General features: G+C 69.9%; 11 protein-coding genes. 8 read left to right on the forward strand and 3 right to left on the reverse strand.

Going from position 1 to position 17,280, the window contains the following annotated elements; genetic code table 11:
• Positions 1 to 419 precede the first annotated feature (419 nt).
• Complete coding sequence (locus WMF26_RS09825; protein WP_438000104.1) at positions 420 to 2,987, forward strand: RCC1 domain-containing protein; 2,568 nt, start codon at positions 420 to 422, stop codon at positions 2,985 to 2,987.
• 232 nt (positions 2,988 to 3,219) lie between these two features.
• Here the strand turns inward: WMF26_RS09825 and WMF26_RS09830 are convergent, their stop codons facing one another.
• On the reverse strand, positions 3,220 to 3,954 hold the full coding sequence (locus WMF26_RS09830; protein WP_438000105.1) for a SanA/YdcF family protein: 735 nt from the start codon (positions 3,952 to 3,954) through the stop codon (positions 3,220 to 3,222).
• Between the two features lie 296 nt (positions 3,955 to 4,250).
• Between WMF26_RS09830 and WMF26_RS09835 the strand changes: the two genes are divergently transcribed.
• The 5 genes from WMF26_RS09835 to WMF26_RS09855 all read left to right on the forward strand — a co-directional run bounded on the left by WMF26_RS09835 (position 4,251) and on the right by WMF26_RS09855 (position 9,587).
• Positions 4,251 to 5,516 carry an alpha/beta hydrolase family protein gene (locus WMF26_RS09835; RefSeq protein WP_438000106.1) on the forward strand — a complete coding sequence of 422 codons (1,266 nt, stop codon included), beginning with the start codon at positions 4,251 to 4,253 and terminating at the stop codon, positions 5,514 to 5,516.
• A 207-nt stretch (positions 5,517 to 5,723) separates the two neighbouring features.
• Positions 5,724 to 6,599 (forward strand): ATP-grasp domain-containing protein, encoded by an 876-nt coding sequence (locus tag WMF26_RS09840; protein ID WP_438000107.1) that lies wholly within the window; start codon positions 5,724 to 5,726, stop codon positions 6,597 to 6,599.
• A gap of 430 nt (positions 6,600 to 7,029) precedes the next feature.
• A complete protein-coding gene (locus WMF26_RS09845; protein ID WP_438000108.1) occupies positions 7,030 to 7,962 on the forward strand; it encodes a helix-turn-helix transcriptional regulator in 933 nt (310 codons plus the stop codon).
• Positions 7,963 to 8,112: 150 nt separating this feature from the next.
• Positions 8,113 to 8,502 carry a nuclear transport factor 2 family protein gene (locus WMF26_RS09850; protein WP_438000109.1) on the forward strand — a complete coding sequence of 130 codons (390 nt, stop codon included), beginning with the start codon at positions 8,113 to 8,115 and terminating at the stop codon, positions 8,500 to 8,502.
• Positions 8,503 to 8,732: 230 nt separating this feature from the next.
• Positions 8,733 to 9,587 carry a CPBP family intramembrane glutamic endopeptidase gene (locus WMF26_RS09855; RefSeq protein WP_438000110.1) on the forward strand — a complete coding sequence of 285 codons (855 nt, stop codon included), beginning with the start codon at positions 8,733 to 8,735 and terminating at the stop codon, positions 9,585 to 9,587.
• Positions 9,588 to 9,620: 33 nt separating this feature from the next.
• On the opposite strand, the gene WMF26_RS09860 is transcribed toward WMF26_RS09855, so the two are convergent.
• Entirely contained in the window at positions 9,621 to 12,638 is a 3,018-nt protein-coding gene (locus tag WMF26_RS09860; RefSeq protein WP_438000111.1) for a fibronectin type III domain-containing protein, read from the reverse strand.
• Positions 12,639 to 13,564: 926 nt separating this feature from the next.
• Here WMF26_RS09860 and WMF26_RS09865 point away from each other — a divergent pair.
• On the forward strand, positions 13,565 to 14,173 hold the full coding sequence (locus WMF26_RS09865; protein WP_438000112.1) for a hypothetical protein: 609 nt from the start codon (positions 13,565 to 13,567) through the stop codon (positions 14,171 to 14,173).
• Positions 14,174 to 14,556: 383 nt separating this feature from the next.
• Positions 14,557 to 15,546 carry a carbon-nitrogen hydrolase family protein gene (locus WMF26_RS09870; protein WP_438000113.1) on the forward strand — a complete coding sequence of 330 codons (990 nt, stop codon included), beginning with the start codon at positions 14,557 to 14,559 and terminating at the stop codon, positions 15,544 to 15,546.
• A 162-nt stretch (positions 15,547 to 15,708) separates the two neighbouring features.
• On the opposite strand, the gene WMF26_RS09875 is transcribed toward WMF26_RS09870, so the two are convergent.
• Positions 15,709 to 16,896 carry a serine/threonine-protein kinase gene (locus WMF26_RS09875; RefSeq protein ID WP_438002394.1) on the reverse strand — a complete coding sequence of 396 codons (1,188 nt, stop codon included), beginning with the start codon at positions 16,894 to 16,896 and terminating at the stop codon, positions 15,709 to 15,711.
• Between the last annotated feature and the right edge of the window lie 384 nt (positions 16,897 to 17,280).

A 17,280-nucleotide genomic window follows, 5' to 3' on the forward strand; every position in this document is an offset into this window, starting at 1 on the left:
GGGCGGGGGCGCCTTTCTGGCCCTCTTCAGCCCCGCGTAGGCGGGGGCGTCCCCGCGCTCGCACCGTGACGCGTGCGGGTCGGACATCACACGTCACGGTGCGAGCGTGACATGTCACGGTGCGAGCGTGACATGTCGCGGTGCGAGCGTGACATCCCACACCCAGCGGACAGCGTCTCGGCCGGTGCCAACGCCAGAACCGGGCTGAGCGATCGCTTGCGGGCCTTGGCGCGAGGATTGCCACGCGGTGGCCCGGGCGCCTCGTCACCACCGGCGAGGAGCCTCGTAGGGCTCTCGCGGGCAGCGACAGCGCGCTCGGCAGGACGCCGCAGCACGGACGTGCAGCGTCGAGCCGCCTGCGGATCCAGCTCTCGCGGCGGTCGCGTTCTGGTGGTTGAAACAAGGGAATTTAACGATCTATGTTGAAGCACGTTCCTAGGAGACGCTCGACTTCGGGCCTGCGCGCGAGGGGTGGCGAGCGTCTCTCGACCCTCGCCGCGCTGAACGTCCTGGCGCTGTCCTTTCTCGGGTGTGTCGGCGAGATGCCGAGAGAGCCGGACGCGGACAGCAGCGACCTCACCGCGGTCTCGCAAGGCCTCCGCGACGACGACGCGCCGACGAACGCCATGCCCGACGACACCATCCTGACCGCCGGCGCCGGGCACGCCTGCGCGCTGAGACCGGACAGCACCGTGCATTGCTGGGGGAACAATGACCACGGCCAGGCGACGGCTCCCGAGGGCACGTTCCTCCAGATCAGCGCCAGTTGGCACCACACCTGCGGTGTGAGGACAGATGGGACCGTGGACTGCTGGGGGTGGAACTTTATCGGCGAAGCGGACGATCCCCCGGGCACGTTCCTCCAGGTCAGCGCCGGTTCAGGCCACACCTGCGGGGTGAGGACGGACGGCACGGTTGACTGCTGGGGGAACAACGGCAGCGGCCGCGCGACCGATCCCGTCGGCACCTTCACGCAGGTCAGCGCGGGCGGCGACTTCACCTGCGGGGTGATGACGAGCGGCTTGCTCTCGTGCTGGGGGGGCAACGACGTCGGACAGACCATCGTGCCTCCGGGCTTCTACCTCCAGGTCAGCGCCGGCACGAGCCACGCCTGCGCGCTGGAGGATGACGGCGAGGTGTACTGCTGGGGGGACAACAGCTATAACCAGACCTTTGAGCCTTACGGCAGCTTTCTCCAGATCAACTCGGGCTACTACAACACTTGCGGGGTGAGAGCGAACGGTACGGTCGACTGCTGGGGGTCTAACGACCAGGGCGGCGCGACGGACCCCCCGGGTGTATTCACCCAGATCAGCACACAGGCCGGTATGACATGCGGCTTGAAGACGGACGGCTCCGTGGACTGCTGGGGTTCACTCTCAGTGGACCCGAGCCCGCAAATCTTCGGTCCCGCCACTGTCTCTGCGGGAGGCGAGCACACCTGCGGGTTGAGCGCGAACGGCACGGTGGTCTGCTGGGGCGGCAACACCTATGCCCAGTCCACGGAACCGAGCGGCGCCTACCGGCAGATCAGCGCTGGCACGAACCACACATGCGGTGTGCGGCAGGACGGCTCGGTCCACTGCTGGGGGGACAACTCCTTAAATCAAGCCACGGATCCCCCGGGCATCTTCACCCAGGTCAGCGCGGGTATGTACCACAGCTGCGCAGTCAATCCGCAATGGGGCTCTGTGGACTGCTGGGGGCTCAATAATTACGGCCAGGCCCAGGACCAGACCGTCAACTTCGTCCAGGTCAGTGCCGGCGGCTTCCATACCTGCGGACTGTGGGACAACGGCGAGGTGTACTGCTGGGGGCTCAACGATTACGGCCAGGGCACGGACCAGCCGGGCACTTTCACCCAGCTCAGCTCGGGCATGTACCACAGCTGCGGGCTGAAGACAGACGGCACCATAACATGCTGGGGGCGCAACACAGACAACCAGTCCTCGCCGCCGCCCGGCACCTTCACGCAGATCAGCCTCGGCAATTACTACAGCTGCGGGCTGAAGGTGGACGGCACGGTGAAGTGCTGGGGAAATAACACCTTCGGCCAGGCGTCACCGCCCAGCGCGACCTTCCTCCAGATCAGCGCCGGCGCCACGCACGCCTGTGGCGTCACGGCGGACGGCGACGTGGCCTGCTGGGGAGAGAACTACGCGGACAAGGCCGCGCCGCAGACGGACGCGTTCACGCAAATCAGCGTGGGTCTCGATCATGGCTGCGGGGCGAAGGCGGATGGCACGAGTTACTGCTGGGGGCGTGACGATCACGGACAGGCCAGTTTGCCTGTCGGCCGCCTCACGCCGCCCTCGGGCTTCACCCAGTTCAGCACGGGCAACCTTCACTCCTGCGGGATGACGTCCGACAACAAGGTGTACTGCTGGGGCGACAACAGCGAGAACCAGGCCGACAATCCACCGGGAGACTATACTCAGATCGATTCGGGCTGGTTTCACAGCTGCGGCGTGAAGACGGACGGCACCGTGCACTGCTGGGGGAGCAACGACAGCGGAAAGGCCACGGCCCCGTCGGGGACCTTCACCCAGGTCAGCGCGGGCGGCTCCCATACGTGCGGGGTGAGGACGGGCGGGGCGGTGGACTGCTGGGGATACAACAGCTCAGGCCAGGCCGCGGACCCGCCGGGGACCTTCACCCAGGTCAGCGCGGGCGGCTCCCATACGTGCGGGGTGAGGAGCGACGGCACGGTCGACTGCTGGGGGAACAACACGTCTGGCCAGGCCGCGGAGCCCGCAGGCACCTTCATCCGGATCGGCGCGGGTAGAAATCACACCTGCGGGCTGAGGGCGAACGGCACGGTCGACTGCTGGGGGTACAATTTCTACCATCAGTCCACCGACCCCACGGGCACCTTTGTCGATATCAGCGTGGGTTCCAACTTCAACTGCGGGCTGAAGACGGATGGTACGGTGTACTGCTGGGGGGAGTACGACTACGGCCAGATCTGGCTCCCAATGGCGCATTAGACCATCTCCACGGCTGCAATCGACGCTCCTCGAGCTTCGAGCCGAGCAGCTTGCGGCCGATGGCCGACTCGCTGCCAGAGAACGGCAGGAGGGCCCCGATGACGAGGTGGAGCGCGACCTCCGTTCCGGCGCTCCTCGCTCGTGCTGCACGCGACCATCGGACGGCGGGGCTCGACGGACCATCAAGCAAGCCTGCTTCTGGAGGGCGCGCCCGAGCACCCTGGCGCGGACCTCATCGAACGACGAGCCCGCGCGTCCATGCGTCGTGGGTAGCGCTCGAGTCGCCCTGGATGGGCATCTGCGGCCCCAGGAAACGCGGCCCGCGGCCTGACCAGGTGTCGATGAGCGTCAGCGCGGTGGCGAGGAGCTCGCGCCGCGCGTCGCGGTCGGCGTTCGCGTAGACGCGCCGGTCGGCGGCGTAGCCCACCGCGGGGAAGCCCGCCGCGCGCGCCAGGTACAGGGCGCGCGGCAGGTGAAAGCCCTGGGTGCACACGACCGCGTCGCGCACGCCGAAGACGCGCGCGGCGCGCTGCATCGTGTCCAGCGTGCGCAGGCCCGCGTGGTCCATGAACACGTCCTCGGAAGGCACGCCGCGGCTGACGAGCCACGCGCGCATGGCGTTGGGCTCGTCGTATCCGACACGCCCGTGGTCCCCGGAGACAAGAACCCGCCGCACCTTGCCGGCGCGGTACAGCTCGAGGGCCGCGGCGAGCCGATCCTCGAGGGCCGCCGACGGCGTTCCGTCCGGCCACACGAGCGCGCCCGGGACGATGGCCACCTCGCCCCGCGGAACGGCGTCGAGCTCGCGGTAGATGCGCGCCGACCGCAGGACCCAGAGGCGCGCGCCGGCCAGGGCAGCGCCCCCGACGAGCAGCAGCGACACCAGGGTCACGAGCGTGCGATAGGCGAGCCGTCGAGGGGTCGACGCGCCGAGGCGGGGCCGGGCCGGGCGAGGCTTCGGGGGCACGCCCGGCTCAACGCGCCGGACGGCGCGCGTATTCTGGCGCGCCGTCCGGCGCGCGCGAACCTGTGGCGCGGCCAGCGCCGCGGGCGCACGTCGGCGCGGATGTAAGCGCGGCCAGCGTGGCCATGAACGCGATGGGCTCGAGCTCGAGGTGTGTGGCGCCGTTGCGGCGTGGCCTCCGAAGCCGAGCTGCTATGCGGCCGTCGGGGACCGGGATGGCCGTGCCCGGTGATGGGCCACCCCGCCACAATCGTGCTCGCCGCGCCGGTCTCGAACACGGTATGAGCACGAACCGAACAATGATCCATCACAGCCTCTCTCGACATGCCGCCTGGCTGCTCGCTTCCCTCTCCGTCTTCGCGCTCCTCGCCGGCTGCGGCGACGACGACGCCGTGCCGCCGCGCGACGGTGATCCGGCCTGCGCCGGGTGGGGCGACGCTCCGCCCGGCGACGGCCTCTTCGAGCTTCCCCGCCCGACCGGGCCGCACCCGGTCGGCACGCAGGTCCGCGCGCTGACCGACGGCGCGCGTGGCGAGGAGGCGACCGAGGATCCCGAGGACCGCCGGCAGCTCCTCGTGCAGCTCTGGTATCCGGCCGATCCCTGCGGCGCCGGCGAGCTCGCGCCGTACCTCGCGCCGGAGGAGGGCGACAGCCGCCGCGCGAGCACCGGCCTCCCGGTCGAGGACGGCTTCGAGGCGAGCTTCGTCACGCACGCGCGCATCGGCGTCCCCCTCGCCGACGAGGGCGCGCCCCACCCGGTGCTCCTCTTCTCGCACGGGTTCGGGATGCTCCGCGCCGACTACACGAGCCTCGTCGAGGACCTGGCGAGCCACGGCTTCGTGGTCGCCGCCATCAGCCACACCCACGACACCGAGCTGGCGCTGTTCCCCGACGGCCGCGCGGTGCCCTTCAGCTCGGTCGTCGGGACGCCGCCGGGGATGGACGCGACGCCGGAGGAGATCGACGCCTTCTTCGAGGCGATGGACGAGCACGTCGCGGTCTGGGTCGACGACGCGCGCTTCGTGCTCGACGAGCTCACGGCCGCCGCGCAGCGCGACCCCGAGGGCCTGCTCACCGGGCGGCTCGACCTCGATCGGGTCGGCGTCCTCGGCCACTCCTTCGGCGGCGCGATGGCCGCCGAGGCGTGCGCCGTCGACGACCGCTTCGACGCCGGGCTCAACCTCGACGGCACCCTCGTCGGGCCGGAGAGCGGCGCCGGAGGCCGGAGCCTCGCGCAGCCGTTCCTGATCATGCTCGCGGAGGGCCACGTCGACGACGTGCGCGTCGACGAGACCTACGGCGCGCTGAAGGGCCAGGGCTACCTCGCGCGGGTCGAGGGCGCCGCCCACCTCACGTTCTCGGACCTGCCCGTCGTCATCGAGCACCTGCTCGGCGCAGGCGCCCTCCCCGAAGAGCTGGGCACGCTCGCTCCGGCCCGCGCGGTCGAGATCACGAACGCGTACACGCGCGCCTTCGTCGAGGCGCACGTGCGCGGCGACGCGTCGCCGCTGCTCGACGGCCCCTCGCCCGAGTACCCCGAGGTGTCCTTCGAGAAGAAGCGCTGACGTCGCCGACGAGAGGCGCTGGCGCGACCATTCCGGCCTGAACGGCGGCGCGACGCGCGGGCGGGAGACCCGGCTTTCGTCCGCCGTTGAGCCTATCCTCTCGCAAACGATCGATCCTCGCAAGACTGGTTCTTCGCGAACACGGGTCCACCTTGTCGGCCCGCCGCGCGGCCCGGATCCACGCGCGGCACCAGCCTGGAGGACTCCATGAGCGAAGTCACCATCCTCTTCGGAAGACCCCATGTCCCTCAGCTCGCCGATGATCGCTTCGAGATCGACGTGCTGGCCGCCGAGGAGCTCGGCATCGAGTCGTACGCTATCCCTCTCGACCCCGTCGTGAATGGCGAGCCGGAGCGCGCCTTGCGCCGGCTGCCGAAGCCCCGGTACCGGACGTGGCTCTACCGGGGGTGGATGTTGAGCGAGGAGGAATACACCGGCCTGTACGAGGCCATGCAGGATCGCGGCGAGGAGCTCGTCGTCGATCCCGAGAGCTTCGCCGAGGCGATGTACATGCCGAGCTACGTCCCGCTGCTCGGCGATCGAACGGCGCCCACGCGGTGGACCGAAGGTGAAGACATCCGGGAAGCGTGGGAGGTGGCCCTGGAGCTCGGGCCGCCGCCGTGGGTGGTCAAGGATCACGTGAAATCGGTCAAGGAGCTCTGGCATCGCGCGTGTTTCGTGCCCGAGGGCGCCACGTACGACGATTTCGCCGAGATTTGCGAGAAGGTCCTGGAGCTCCGCGGCGACCGGTTCGAGCGGGGGTTCGTCGTGAGAAAGTACCTCGATCTCGCGACGTTGCCCGGCTGGGCGCCCGGCCAGCGTCGCGTGACCGACGAGCACCGGCTCGTGTTCTGGGAGGGGCGGCTGGTGGCGCACGCGCCGTACTACGACGTGGACTCGACGCTCGAGCATCCGGGACAATTCGCCCATCTCGGGCAGGCCATCGGCTCCCCATTCTTCACGGCCGACGTGGCCCGGCTCGAGCGCGGTGGGTACACGGTGATCGAAATCAACGACGGCGGCTGCTCGGTCTTCCCCGAGCAGATGGATCCGCGCGACGTCTACAGGGCGATGCTGGGTTGAGCCCCCGGGCGGCACGCCGCCGCGCGTCCCCCCACGCGCCGCGGCGCGCCGCCACGGGCGAAATCGTGCGAATTCGACCGGATCATGTCACTCGGCTCCGAGGGGAGCGCGAGCGACGCGCCGTCGGATAGTGGTCAACTTTGCCCAGAGAGAGTCCACATGAAGGCGGGAAGGCAGGGAGATCATCAATGTTTCTTCCCGCCTTCCCGCCTTCATGTTCAAATTTGACCACTGCTGAGCAGCCTGCGGGCGCGCCGAAGGCGATATCGCGCTCGGGCGGCGAGAGATCGCCCAGGAGGGAGAGGTGAGCGCGTGCGCACCCCTCGCGGGCGAGGGGCGCGCACGACCGTGGCGGCCCGCGCGCGCAGGTGCCACACTCGCGCGCGAGTGCCCGCGGCCGTCCACACGCCCGTCGCGGCGCCCACGCCCCGTGTCGCAGAACGTCAGCCTGCAGCTGCTCCACCTCGCGCAGCGCGTCCGCCCGCGCGACGCGCACGTCGCGCGGGCGCCCGACCCCGCCCTGCAGGCCCTCAGCCCCGCGGCGCCGCTGCGGGCGCTCGTCGCGGAGCGCGCACGCGTCGGTGGGCTCGGCGCCGTCTTCGCGCTGGGCGACGGGCTCGACGCGTTGACCTTCTCGCCGACGCTCTACCTGCTCGAGAGCGCCGCGAGCGTGGCGCAGCTCGCGCATCGCTGGAGCGCGCTCGAGCGCGCGTGGGGCGTGCGCCACCAGACGCGGTTCGCGCTCGACGGCGCCGGCGCCCTGCAGCTCGCGGCGCAGCCGTACGCCGGCGCGCTCGCCCCCGCGAGCCAGACCGTGATGATCACCGGGGTGCTCGCCGCGTTGCTGCGCCGGATGGGCCACGGCGAGCTCGTCGTCGCGGCGCGCGTCGCGCGCGGACCGTGGCGGGAGCTCGCCTGCGACGCCCGCTGGCTCGGGCCCGCGTCGCTCGCCGAGCCGCCGGTCGCGCTCCGCCTCGCGTGGTCGCGCCGGACCGCGCCGGCGCCGCCCGCGCGTCTGACGTTGCACCCACCGAGCGCCGCGGACGACCCGGTCGCCGCCACGCTCGCGGCGATCGCGCGCGAGCCGCACGCGCCGTGGACGCCGCAGGGCCTCGCGCACGCCACGCGGCAGTCGGTCCGCACGCTGCAGCGCCGGCTCGCGGCGCACGGCACCACCGCCTCGGCGCTCGCGCGCCGCGTGCGCACGCGCGACGTCACCGTCGCGATCGCCGGGTCGATTCGGCCGCTCACCGAGATCGCGCACGCGTACGGGTTCAGCGACGCGGCCCACCTGGCGCGCGAGTTCCGCGCCGCGTCGGGCATGCCGCCGAGCGCGTATCGCGCGGTCGCGCGCACGCGCTAGCGCGCGCCGACGGCGCGGTGCGCGCGGCAGCCGACGATTGGCGCCGACGATTGGCGCGCAGATTCAAGCCCGCCGCGCGCCCCGCTGCGAGGGTGAGCGCGCACCGCCGAGCGACCATGCCCCCGGTGCAGAAAGGCACGCCCCCTCCGTATGAACCCCGAACGCAACAAGCAGATGCTGCTCGAGCTGTACGACGCCGTGGTCGGCAGGCAGTGGGACGCCGTCCGCGCCCTGTTGACCGCCGACTTCGTCGACCACAACCCCGACGCGCGCGCCGCGCCCGGGACCAACGGCTGCGAGGCCTTCATCGCCTATTTCCGCGACGGCGAGACGCCGCTCCACGGCGCGCAGGTCGAGATCCAGCGCATGATCGCCGACGCCGAGTACGCCGTGGTGCACTACAAGCTCGTGAACCCGCGGCGGCCGCGCGGGGTCGCGGTGGTCGACATCTTCCGCGTCGCCGACGGGCGCTTCTGCGAGCACTGGGACGTGCTGCAGGACATCCCGCCCGACGCGCCGAACCCCCGCGCCATGTTCTGAGCGCGCCGCCTCGCACCCACGGCGGCGCGCGCCTACCCCTCGCCGCGTCGCCAGCCGGTCGCGCCGGTCGCCCCTCGCCGCACGACACCTCACGCCGTGCGCAGCGACCGGGCGCGTCGGTAAAAGACGCGCGAGCGTGGGCACGGGGAGGTGTGGCGCGGCGAACGGATGTGGTACCTCGGAGGGCGGCGCGCAGAGGGTTTCCGGAGCACTTCAACCAAGGAGGACCAATGAGCACCGCCGCTCCTGACGCAGCGCTCCGCCCTTCGCTGGGCAAGCGCCTTCTCGCAAACACCTTCGTCCGCATCCTGCTCGCGGTGCTTGCCTCCATCGGCACGATGGCGCTGCTGCTGATGCTGTCCGAGATCGTGCCCAAACCCATGCGCGTGGTGTGGCCTACGCTGCTGGCCGCGGCCGGATGCATGGCGGGCTACCGCTTCTACGTGCGCAAAGTAGAGAAGCGCGAGCCGCGCGAAGCTGCCGGGCCACGCATCCTGCCGGAGCTGGGAAAGGGCTTCGGCGTCGGCGCGGCGCTGGCGGTCGGTGTGGCCGGCCTGCTGCTGCTATGTGGCGCCCTGCAGGTGCAGGGCCTGGGTGACTGGCGCGCCATCTTCAAGCCGCTGCCGGAGCAGATCATGGTCGCCACCTTCGAGGAGCTCGTGTTCCGCGCCATCCTGTTCCGCATCGTCGAGGAGCGGTGGGGGCTCCGCATCGCCGTGACATCGAACGTGCTGCTGTTTGCGCTTGCCCACCTGCCGAACGACAACGTGAGCGTCCTCGCGGTGCTGGCCACGGCATCGGCCGGCGCCGGCCTGCTCGGCGTCTACCTGCTCACCCGCCGCGTATGGATCGCCATGGGCATGCACTTCGCCTGGAACTACCTGTTCGATGCGCTGATGTCGGTGCCCGTCTCCGGTCATGCGGCGCGCGGCTGGATTCAGGTGACGCCGGCCGGTCCGGAGTGGCTGAGCGGCGGTGCTTACGGCGTCGAGGGGTCGGTCGTCACGCTGATCGCGTGGACCGCTGCCGCCATCGCGCTGTTCCGTGTGGCGGGCCGGCGCCCAGCGAGCGTGCCCCCGCGCTAGCTCCGAAGGACGATCGCGGCGCGCCGGGGGAGATCAGAACGTCGAGAAATACGCCCACGGCTGGTTTCCGGCGCTGGCCTGCATGCAATAGCCGCCGTTTCGCTCGGCCGGCAAGGTGACGTTGGCGCCGTTGCAGGTCACGAGCACGCCGTTGATGAGGAACGTCCGCCCCGCGGCGAAGTTGCCGCAGTTGAGCCCTTGCAGGTTCACGGTGGTCTCGTGGCAGGTGGCCGCGGTGCCGAGGTTGCCCGAGTGGTAGCTCTGCGTCGAGAACACGACGGGGCTCGCGCAGAGGCCGCCGCAAGGAGTGCTGCCGCCGGGATCGCCGCACTCGTTCGGCGTGCCGCCGCCGCCGCAGGTCTCGGGCGCCGTGCAGCTTCCGCACGAGCTCACGCTCCGCGGCGCGCCGCAGTTGTCGACGTCGCTCAGGCTGCCGCAGCCGGCGCCGAGACGCGCGCAAAACTGCGCGTCGCTCTCCGGCGTGCAGGTCCCGTCCGTCACCTCGAAGACGAGCTCGACCGTATCGAAGAGGCCATCCTGATCCGTGACCCGCACGACCGCCGTGCTCAGCCCGACGGAGGGGGGCGTGCCGCTCAGCGCGCCGTCGCTCGCCACCGTGAGCCAGCTCGCGCCGCTCTGCTTGGAGTACGTCAGCGTATCGCCGAGGTCCGGATCGGTCGCCGTCCCCGCGAGCGTCTGCCCGGACAGCGCCACGTTGACCGTGGCGCCCCGCGTGATCGGATCGAGCGTGAAGCCGGGCGCGCGATTGCCGAGGTAGAGCGCCGAGACGCCGGGGAACTCGGTCTGCGCCTTGGCGAGCTCGAGCTCGAGCTGCGGCGTCCAGCGGAAGGCGAGCCGGGCCTCGTCCTCGAGATCCACCCCCGCGGCGCCCGCGCAGAAGTGGATGAACTCGCCGAGGTTGAGCGGGCGATTGCCGTACGTGCTGTTGATCGTGGGCAGGTGCTCGGCGAGGAGCTGGAAGAACCTGGACAGGAACCGGCTGCCCTTGTGGTCCGCGTCCGTGTTGCCGAAATCGCCAGTATAGAGCGGATAGTACCAGTCGCGGAACCAGTAAACGCCGAATCCATCGGTGTGGGACACGTTGTCCGCGTAGATCACTGGCGCGAGGTTCGGGGAGATCGTGGTCAGGTTCAGGAACACGTCGTAGCCGAAGATCTCGGCCCACTTGCTGTCACCCCAGGCATTGAAGGCGGGCGAGCCCGCGATGCCGTTGTTGTTGCTCTCGACGATGTGCCCCATCTCGTGGATCAGCGACTGCACGACCCAGCCGTAGTCCGGCACCGACCAATCGCTGCTCACGGTGAAGATGATGTTTCGATAGGAGGCGGCGCTGTCCGAGGCGTAGACGACTCCACCGACGTTGTAGGCCAGGGTGCCGGGAACCTCACCCGGAGCGTTGTCCTGGTTTCCGATCATGTGAAGGATCGGGTCGACCATGCTGCCGTAGGTGTCCTTCGCGTAGCCCCAGGCTTCGCTGACGATCGGGGTCACCCAGGTGGCGCCGGACGGGTTCGGGACGTACTGGTCGAAGTACGCGGCGAGGTTCGCGTCCGAGTAGGCCAACGTGACCGTGCGGTTCTGGCCGTCGTACCAGCCGTTCTCCACGAACGACGCGGGCGGCGTGTTCGCGGTGGTTGTCGCGCTCACGGGGCCGACCTTGATCGAGCTGCCCGCCGCGTTCTGCGCGCTCACGCGGAAATAGTAGGTCTGGTTCGGCGCCAGGCCCGTGGCGCGGAACTCGGTGCTGCCGGCGCCGGTAGTCCCGACCACGAGACCGGAGGTGAAGCTCGAGTTCGTGGCTCGCTCCACGCGGTACGACGCTTCGGGGTTGAGCTGCCCGGCGTTGTCCGTCCAGGTGACGCGGATCTGATTGCCCGACAGGGCCTGTGCGCTCACGCTGCCCGGCGCGGCGGGCGCGGCGAGCGAGGCGCTGCTCGTGCCGAAGAGCCGCCACTCCGCGAGCTGCGTGTCACCGGCGCCGTGGTTGTCCTGGATGTGCAGGCGGTATCGGCTGAACTCCAGCCGCTCGGGGTTGCAGGAATATGTGCGCGCGCTGTGGCGGTTCGTGAACGACTGGTTGGTCCGCGTGTCGAGCACGGTCCAGCTCGTGCCGTCGTTCGAACCTTCGAGCGTCCAGTCCTTCGGATCGCGGTTCGGAAAGTCGTTGGCGGACGTCAGGCTGTAGCTGGTGACCACGGCGCTCGGCGTCTCGAGCCGGATCCAGGTGCTGGAGTTCGGCTCGTAGTACTTCGAGAACGGATTGTTGTCCGTGACCTTCGTGACATCCTCGCCGGCGACCCCGTTTCCAGGGTGCTGCTCGACGGGCACGGACGAGGAGAGCGCGGTGATGTCCTGGTGCACGGCGACCCCCGCCGTCGTGGCGCGCGCGGAGACCTCGGACGGGAACCCGCGCAGCGCGCCGTTCACCGCCTGCACTTGATAGAGATAGCTCGTGCCTGGAGCCAGGTTCGTGTCGGTGTAGCTGGTGGAGCTCGTGAAGATCTCCGTGGTGCCGCTGCCGTCGTCGTTCACGCGCTGGACGTAGTAGCCGGACGCGTTCGCGGCGGGCGCCCAGGTCAGCGTGACGGCGTCGGAGTCCACGCTCGGCGCGGCGAGCACCGGAGCGCCGGGCATGGTGCCTGCGGCCAGCGAGCCGCCGACGCGCAGCTCGGCGAGCTGCAGCGCGTTGCCGCCGCCGAGGTTCTGGCTGACGTTCAAGCGATAGTAGAGGTACGCGTTCGAGTTCGAGAAGGTGAAGGACCGGGTCTGGTGCCGCGAGGCGAAGGACTCGTTCGTCCTCGTGTCGAGCACGCTCCAGCTCAGGCCGTCGATCGAGCCCTCGAAGGTCCAGCTGCTCGGATCGCGGTCCGGGAAGTCGTTGGCCGAGGTGATGTCGTACGAGACGATGATCGACGGAGCCTGCATCCGGTACTGGATCCAGTCGGTGCGGTGGGGCATGAAGAGCTTGGTGTTGACGTCGCCGTCGTGCACCTTGTCGATGCCCTCGACCCCCGGGGGATTTCCCCGCATGTCGCTGACGTCGACCGTGGACGCCGGGGTCAGATCCGTGCCAGTGAGGGCCGCTTGTTGCGACGCGATCGCCTCGTCGGAGTCGGGCGAATCGAGAGATACGCAGGCGGGAAGGAAGAAGAGCGGGAGCCAGAGACGCGCGCGTGTACGGTGTAGCCGCATTGCCACTTGACCTCGTCAGGGATGAAGCGAAACGGATAGGGAAACGACGCAAACGAAGGAGCGCCGTTTCGGGGAGATGGAAAGCACACAATTCGAGGGCGTCAAGGTCGAATCTTTACGCTTGCGTCAGATGGCTGATGATTTCTTATGCAATCTGCTGCCTCCTGGAAGACGACATCAGACCGATCATCGAGTTACGCGTTCGCGGCGGCGTGAGCTGGATCGACCTGCCGATGCTGCCCCGCACCACCTACGGCACCGTCTTCGCCCGGGGTAGCCGCCGCCGGCGCTGCGTGCGCGCTCGCCCCCTACTGCGGCGCGCCACGACGAGCGCGGCGCGAGCACGCCGGACGGGCGGCCGTACACGCTCCACGTGTCCTTCGCGCCCTGAGCGCCGGCGCCGCCGCCCGCCGTCCCACGCCGGCCTGCGCTCCGGCGCGCTCCGATCTCCCCTGACGACTCCGCCCTGGAGGGCGGCGCCTCCAGGCTGAGGGGGCGCGCCCTCAGCGCGCCGGCGCGGGCGCGGACCGCCCGGGCCGCGGAGCGCGCGAAAGCGCGAAAATGACGGCGCGCGCGCGGCCGAGCGCCGGGATCGGGGAGTGGCACGCTTCCTGTTTATAGGTGTTGCGTGACGCTCGGCGCGGTCCAAGCGGCGAGCAGGGCGACCCGGGCGACGGATGGCCTCGACTCGTTGCACCTGCGGCGGACTGCCCGCGCGTCAGATCACGTGTCGTTCAACTAAATACCTGAAAGAGAGCTCAATCATGAAGCGTGCAATGATCCTCCTCGCCTCGTCCCTCGTGTCCTCGTTCGCGCTCGTGGGCTGCGTCGCCGACGCGACTGACCTCGACGCGGAGCTGGCCGGATTGGAGGAGGTCGAAGAGACCTCGCAGGCGCTGTGCGTCGATATCTCCGCCCTGCAGGTCGACCAGACCGCGGCCCAGTCGAACTCGAGCGACGTCGGCAGCTTCGCCCTCCGCGAGTCGCCGGACAACACGTACTACAGCAGCAAGGGCAACTACGTCGTCGAGGTCACGAACGTGAAGAACGCGTTCGCGTCGACCCAGACGGCGATGGCGTACAGCGTCAACGCCCCCAAGTCGAAGAGCGTCTGCGAGCACACGACGACGACGGCGACGCTCTACGGCTTCGACGAGGTCGAGGGCTGCTGGGTGCAGATCGGCGCGACGAAGAGCAAGACCGGCGTGTACTACCCGGGCGGCGGCTTCATCCAGCCGAGCTGCGATGACGTCGTGAGCTGGTCCATCCCGAAGACGGTCACCAAGGTCCGCATCAAGGGCAAGTCGGTGCTCCAGACGACGTTCGGCCCGGCCGGTCAGAAGATCGCGGAGGGCACGAGCTGGAGCCACTGATCCGGCGCGAAGGGCGGGGGAGCGGGCGGCCGCCTGCGCGCTCTCCCGCCGCCGACGCCGGTCGCCAGGCTACGTGAGCGCCGCACCTGGCTCAGGGGGTTCCTCTCCGGCGCTGCGCGAGATCTCAGCCAGCTTCTGGAGGGCGCGCCCGAGTACGCTGGCGCGCGCCTCGTCGAATGACGAGCCCGCGCGTCCACGCGTCGTGGGAAGCGCTCGAGTCGCCCTGGATGGGCACCTGCGGCGCCAGGAGACGCGGCCCGCGGCCTGACCAGGTGTCGATGAGCATCAGCGCCGTGGCGAGGAGCTCGCGGCGCGCGTCGCGGTCGGCGTTGGCGTAGACGCGCCGGTCGGCGGCGTGGCGGCGAGGGCGCTATGGATGGGCCATGACCATGACCCATCCCCGATTCAAGGCCGCGGCTGTCCAGGCCGCCCCAGCCTTTCTCGATCTCGACGCCGGCGTGGATAAGGCCGTGCGCCTCATCGCCGAGGCCGCTGGCCACGGCGCCTCGCTCATCGTCTTTCCGGAGGTGTGGCTGCCCGGATACCCGTTCTGGATCTGGCTCGGATCACCGGCCTGGGGCATGCAGTTCGTGCAGCGCTACGCCGACCAGTCGCTCGAGGTGGGCGAGCGGCGTATGGCGCGGCTACGCGAGGCCGCGGCGCGGCACCGCATCCACGTGGTGATGGGCTACAGCGAGCGCGCCGGCTCGAGCCTCTACCTCGGACAGGCCCTCCTCGGCCCCGACGGCGGGCTCATCGCCGCGCGGCGCAAGCTCAAGCCGACGCACGCCGAGCGCACCGTCTTCGGCGAGGGCGACGGCGGCGACCTGAAGGTGCACGCCACCGCGATCGGGCGGCTCGGGGCGCTCAACTGCTGGGAGCACATCCAGCCGCTCGTGAAGCAGGCGATGTTCATCCAGGGCGAGCAGGTGCACGCGGCCTCGTGGCCCAGCATCTCGGTCTACCGGGACATGGCCTACTCGTTCGGCCCCGAGGTGAACGCCGCCGCCAGCCGGATCTACGCCGTCGAGGGGCAGTGCTTCGTCGTCGCCGCGTGCGCCACGGTATCTGAGGAGATGACGGCGCTCCTCTGCGACTCGCCGGAGCGGGCCGAGCTCCTCGTGTCCGGCGGCGGCTTCGCGATGATCTACGGCCCGGATGGCCGTGCGCTCGCAGAGCCGCTCGACGAGCGCGCAGAGGGCCTGATCTACGCCGACGTCGATCTCGGCCTGATCTCGCTCGCTAAGGCGGCGGCCGACCCGACGGGACACTACGCGCGCCCGGACGTGCTCCGGCTGCTGTTCAACGAGACGCCCCACCGGCTGGTCGAGCGGTTCACCACGGAGCTCCACGAGGCGGAGCGGACCGCGTGATCGCCCGCGGCCGCCCGGCCGCACGCCGCGCCCGCCTGCCACCCCGCAGGCCAACACGTCCACGAGGTACACCCTGAGGAGCAGGCTCGCCCAGTCGATGCGCGCACCGACTGGCTTGGTGACGCCGGTGCCGAGGCTCGATGCGGCCTTTTTGAGCCTCTGTCAGCTGAGCAGGATGGCGATCAAGAGCGCGACGCTGAGCAAGAGCGATACGACGATGGACGCAATGAGCCACGGCCGCATCGCCGGCGAGGTCCACCTGGACGCGCGCGATGTCGCGCTCGTCTGGCGCCCCGGAGCGCCGTGGTGCATCGTAACGGTCGGCTCGAGCTCCCTCGGCGCGCCCTCCATCGCCGCGATGGCCGCGTCGATGGCCGCGATCACGCTGGTAGCCGTCGGATAGCGTTGGGTTGGGTCTCGCTGGACGAGCCACATCACGATCGCCTCCACGTCGGGGCGGAACCCTAATCCCGGAGCACGCTGGCGGAGCGGGGGCGCATCCTCGAGGAGCCGCTGCCGGAAGGAAGATTGGCCGTCGCTCGCGTCGAACGGGCCTCTCCCGGACAGCATTTCGTACAAGATGATTCCAAGCGCATAAAGGTCTGCGCGAGCATCGACGGCATCCATGCCGCGCACGGCCTCCGGCGCGAGATACCTGAGCGTGCCGAGGACTTGGTCGGCAGCGGTGAGGTCCTGGCCTTTGCGCGTGACCTCGCGGCTTTCGGTGGACAGGAGCTCTACGTTCACCTTGGCGAGGCCGAAATCGATGAGCTTCACCTGATCACGGGCGTCGAGAAGGATGTTCTGCGGCTTCACATCGCGGTGCACGATCCCCTTCGCGTGCACCGCTTCCAGAGCAGACGCGATCTGCCTCGCGATGTGGAGCGCGCGCCGCGCGGGGAGCGGCGCCGAGGCGATCACGTCCTGGAGCGGGGCGCCCTCGACGTACTCGAGGACGAGAAAATGCGACCGATCCGCGAGCTGACCGAAGTCGTTCGCCGAGACCACGTTCGGATGCTGGATATGCGCCCCCGCGATCGCCTCGCGCTCGAACCGCGCCACGATCTGGGGGAGGTTCCGGGCGCTCGGGTGGAGGACTTTGATCGCGACCTGCTTGCGGAGGTGCACCTGCTCGCCGCGGTACACGGCTCCCATGCCGCCCTGCCCGATGAGCTCGTGGACGCGGTACCGCTCCGAGATCAAGCTCCCGAACAGCGCTGGCGCTTTGTTGTCCGAGCGCACCAGCGTGGGTGCGTCGTCCGACCACGGTCGTGCCGCAGTCTCGATTTCTTCCCCCAGGGCCGAGCTTGAGAGCTCAACGACGGATGCGTCGCGTTGTTTCCCGAGCATCGGCACCGTGACGTCGTCGGTGCTTGAGCGCCCCCTCGGTGGAGTTATCCCTGGCATGCCGAGGAGTGTACACGCACAAAGGTGCCGAGAGCGGGGGAACCGCACCGCCGTCCGAGTGGACATCACGCACAATCCACGCACTGCACGGAAAAGCTGGGCAGTTCCGCGATGTTCGGGGCCTGGTCCCGTACGCCGACACCAGCCTACAAGGATGACCACAGCGCATCGAGCCGTAGCTCGCCGGTCGCCGCCCGTCTCTGCGCCGCCCGCATCGCCGGGACCTCCAGCCCCGCCCCGAAGGCGCGATGAAGACATCGAGGGCGGGCGATCGGGGAGCTGGGCGGCGGCGTGCTCTTCGGCACGCCGACACGGTACAAGATGAGG

This window comes from Sorangium sp. So ce185 (genome assembly GCF_051526825.1).
GTDB lineage: Bacteria > Myxococcota_A > Polyangia > Polyangiales > Polyangiaceae > Sorangium > Sorangium cellulosum_D.

Coding starts and splice junctions, on each gene's coding strand:
- WMF26_RS09825 (WP_438000104.1), top strand. CDS start 420: ATGTTGAAGCACGTTCCTAGGAGACGCTCGACTTCGGGCCTGCGCGCG.
- WMF26_RS09835 (WP_438000106.1), top strand. CDS start 4,251: ATGATCCATCACAGCCTCTCTCGACATGCCGCCTGGCTGCTCGCTTCC.
- WMF26_RS09840 (WP_438000107.1), top strand. CDS start 5,724: ATGAGCGAAGTCACCATCCTCTTCGGAAGACCCCATGTCCCTCAGCTC.
- WMF26_RS09850 (WP_438000109.1), top strand. CDS start 8,113: ATGAACCCCGAACGCAACAAGCAGATGCTGCTCGAGCTGTACGACGCC.
- WMF26_RS09855 (WP_438000110.1), top strand. CDS start 8,733: ATGAGCACCGCCGCTCCTGACGCAGCGCTCCGCCCTTCGCTGGGCAAG.
- WMF26_RS09860 (WP_438000111.1), bottom strand. CDS start 12,638: ATGCGGGGAAATCCCCCGGGGGTCGAGGGCATCGACAAGGTGCACGAC.
- WMF26_RS09865 (WP_438000112.1), top strand. CDS start 13,565: ATGAAGCGTGCAATGATCCTCCTCGCCTCGTCCCTCGTGTCCTCGTTC.
- WMF26_RS09870 (WP_438000113.1), top strand. CDS start 14,557: ATGACCATGACCCATCCCCGATTCAAGGCCGCGGCTGTCCAGGCCGCC.
- WMF26_RS09875 (WP_438002394.1), bottom strand. CDS start 16,896: ATGCTCGGGAAACAACGCGACGCATCCGTCGTTGAGCTCTCAAGCTCG.